Annotated in this window: 3 protein-coding genes; all 3 read left to right on the top strand. The window is 67.1% G+C overall.

Features of this window, described 5'->3' with window-relative positions:
* The coding region (purB, locus tag OS124_RS0102345) for an adenylosuccinate lyase (RefSeq protein WP_010137692.1) at nucleotides 1-1,205 on the top strand (1,205 nt) is incomplete at its 5' end.
* A gap of 229 nt (nucleotides 1,206-1,434) precedes the next feature.
* A complete protein-coding gene (locus OS124_RS27230; protein WP_168161425.1) occupies nucleotides 1,435-1,590 on the top strand; it encodes a hypothetical protein in 156 nt (51 codons plus the stop codon).
* 134 nt (nucleotides 1,591-1,724) lie between these two features.
* Nucleotides 1,725-2,786, top strand: coding sequence for a FliG C-terminal domain-containing protein (locus tag OS124_RS0102335; RefSeq protein ID WP_010137691.1), 1,062 nt, complete (start codon nucleotides 1,725-1,727; stop codon nucleotides 2,784-2,786).
* Nucleotides 2,787-3,074 lie beyond the last annotated feature (288 nt).

Raw genomic sequence — 3,074 nt, 5'->3', positions numbered from 1 at the left:
CCGATCTGGGCGTGATCCCGCGCGAGAACGCCGAGGCCGTCTGGAAGGCCAAGGACGTCGAGTTCGACGTCGCCCGCATCGACGAGATCGAGGCCGTCACCAAGCATGACGTCATCGCCTTCCTGACCCACCTGGCCGAACATGTCGGCAGCGAGGAGGCCCGCTTCGTCCACCAGGGCATGACCAGCTCGGACGTGCTCGACACCTGCCTGAACGTGCAGCTGGTGCGCGCCGCCGACATCCTGCTGGCCGACATGGACAAGGTCCTGGCCGCCCTGAAGAAACGCGCGATGGAGCACAAGATGAGCGTGCGCGTCGGCCGCTCTCACGGGATCCATGCCGAGCCGACCACCATGGGCCTGACCTTCGCCCGCTTCTACGCCGAGATGGACCGCAACAAGGCCCGCCTGCAGGCCGCCCGCGAGGAAGTCGCCACCGGTGCGATCTCGGGCGCTGTCGGCACCTTCGCCAATATCGACCCGGGCGTAGAGGAACACGTCTGCGCCAAGCTGGGCCTGAAGCCGGAACCGATCTCGACCCAGGTGATCCCGCGTGACCGTCACGCGATGTTCTTCGCCGTGCTGGGCGTCATCGCCTCGTCCATCGAGAACGTCGCCATCGAGATCCGCCACATGCAGCGCACCGAAGTGCTGGAAGGCGCCGAGTTCTTCTCGATGGGCCAGAAGGGCTCTTCGGCCATGCCTCACAAGAAGAACCCGGTCCTGACCGAGAACCTGACCGGCCTGGCGCGTCTCGTGCGCATGACCGTCATTCCGGCGATGGAAAACGTGGCGCTGTGGCACGAGCGGGACATCTCGCATTCTTCCGTCGAGCGCGGCATCGCCCCCGACGCCACCGTGACGCTGGACTTCGCCCTGAACCGCCTGGCCGGGGTGGTCGACAAGATGATCATCTATCCCGAGAACATGCTGGACAACATGAACAAGTTCCCCGGCCTGGTGATGAGCCAGCGGGTACTTCTGGCCCTCACCCAGGCCGGTGTCAGCCGTGAAGACGCCTATGCCATGGTCCAGCGCAACGCCCTGAAGGTCTGGGAAGAGCGCGTCGATTTCCGCGAGCAGCTGCTGGCGGACGAGGACGTGGTCAAGGCCCTGGGCGTCGAGCAGATCAACGAGAAGTTCGACATGGGCTATCACACCAAGCATGTCGACACGATCTTCAAGCGGGTCTTCGGCGAAAGCTGATCCGCGCGACAGGCGATCTTCAGCGGCGTCTCCAGTCGGGGGCGCCGTTGTCGTTTCGCGCGACGGCCCGGGGGCCCTGGCCCCCAGCCTGTCCGGGGTTCGATGCCCCGGGGCAGGCTCCCCCCGGCCAGTAGGCGCCAGCGATGAGCGGCCGCAGCCTTCCCCCGCGCAGCGCTTCGGGCGCAGCGGGAATCGTGGTAAGGTTGCAGGATCCATTGGAGGATCCGCCATGAGAACTCTGATTGCCGCCGCCCTGCTGGGCCTCTTCGCCGCCGCGCCCCTGCAGGCCAGCTGCACCTACCACGAACAGCAGGCCAGCTCCTGCGCCGAGGGCCAGAGCCGCAACGCCGAGACCGGCGCCTGCGAGACCACCGTCACCGGCTGAACCCGCCGAGCCGCCGGACAGATCCCGCGCCCGTCTGCGGCTGGTGCCTGCCGTTCTGCGGCCAGCCCCGTGCGGTTTCAGGCTTTCTTCACCCTTCCCTGATTATCTGCCACCGAACGCAGAACGAGGGGAATATGGGCGACCTGGCTCCGCTGGCGCGGCTCGCGCCCCCTGCTCCGGTGCGACCGGGGCAGATGACACGCAAGCAGAAGGCAGCGGTGATCATCCGGCTGCTGCTGATCAACGGGCTGGACGTGCCCCTGAAAGAGCTGCCCGAGGATCTTCAGGCAGAGCTGACACTGCTGCTCGGCAACATGCGCCATATCGACCGCGACACCCTGGCCGGGGTGGTCGAGGAATTCGTCGAAGAGCTCGAGGCACTCGGCCTGACCTTCCCGCGCGGTGTCGCCGGGGCGCTTTCGGCGCTGGATGGCAAGATCTCGGCCCATACCGCCGCGCGCCTGCGGAAAGAGGCCGGGGTGCGCCAGACCGGCGATCCCTGGGACCGGGTGCGCGCACTGGACGTCAAGAAACTGCGCCCGATCGCCGAACATGAATCGATCGAGATCGCGGCGGTCATGCTCTCCAAGCTCGATACCGGCAAGGCGGCGGAACTGCTCTCGAAGCTGCCAGGCCCCCGGGCGCGGCGGATCACCTATGCGATCTCGCTGACCTCGGGCATCTCGCCCGAGGCGCTGGACCGCATCGGCCTGTCGCTGGCCAGCCAGCTCGACGCCCAGCCGGATTCGGTCTTCGACAAGGGACCGGTGGAACGTGTCGGCGCGATCCTCAACTTCTCGACCGCCTCGACCCGCGACGACGTTCTGGAAGGCCTCGATGAGACCGACGCCGAGTTTGCCGAACAGGTGCGCAAGGCGATCTTCACCTATACCAACATTCCCAGCCGCGTGGCGCCACGCGACATCCCCAAGGTGGTGCGCCAGCTCGACCCGATCCTGCTGGTCACGGCGCTTGCCGCCTCGACCACCGGGGAAGAGGCCGCGACGGCGGAATACATCCTCGGCAACATGTCCGCCCGCCTCGCCGACAGCCTGCGCGAAGAAGTGGCCGACCGCGACAAGGTCAAGGCCAAAGATGCGGAAGAGGCGATGAACGCCGTTGTGGCCGAGATCCGCGCCCTCGAGGCTGCCGGGGAACTCCTGCTGCTGGCCGGCGATGACGAGGAGGACGACTGATCTCCGACATCTTCCAGCACACTTCGGCGGGCGCCCGCCGTAGCGATCAAGTGGACGGGCCCGCACCGGATCGGCGCGGTCGCTTGCCAGCCCCCGCCATGCCCGGACGTTGCCCCCGGGCACCGTCCCTTCGCACGGGCAAAGGCCGACACCCGGCAGCACATTGCCACCAGAACCGTCGGCGGTTGCCGCTGCACCAACCCGCCGCGCTTGTCTCGTCAAAGGAGGCCCGCGCCAGTCCGATGAGCTCGCCTCGTTTGAACCAGCCTGCATCGGGACCCCCTACGT

Source organism: Oceanicola sp. S124 (assembly GCF_000220565.1).
Lineage (GTDB): Bacteria > Pseudomonadota > Alphaproteobacteria > Rhodobacterales > Rhodobacteraceae > Pseudooceanicola.
Note: the sequence above shows the minus strand (reverse complement) of the source record. Positions and strands in the feature narration are given on the sequence as shown.

What these genes read in the sequence shown, in the direction of transcription:
- OS124_RS27230 (WP_168161425.1), top strand. Translation starts at nt 1,435, where the DNA reads ATGAGAACTCTGATTGCCGCCGCCCTGCTGGGCCTCTTCGCCGCCGCG.
- OS124_RS0102335 (WP_010137691.1), top strand. Translation starts at nt 1,725, where the DNA reads ATGGGCGACCTGGCTCCGCTGGCGCGGCTCGCGCCCCCTGCTCCGGTG.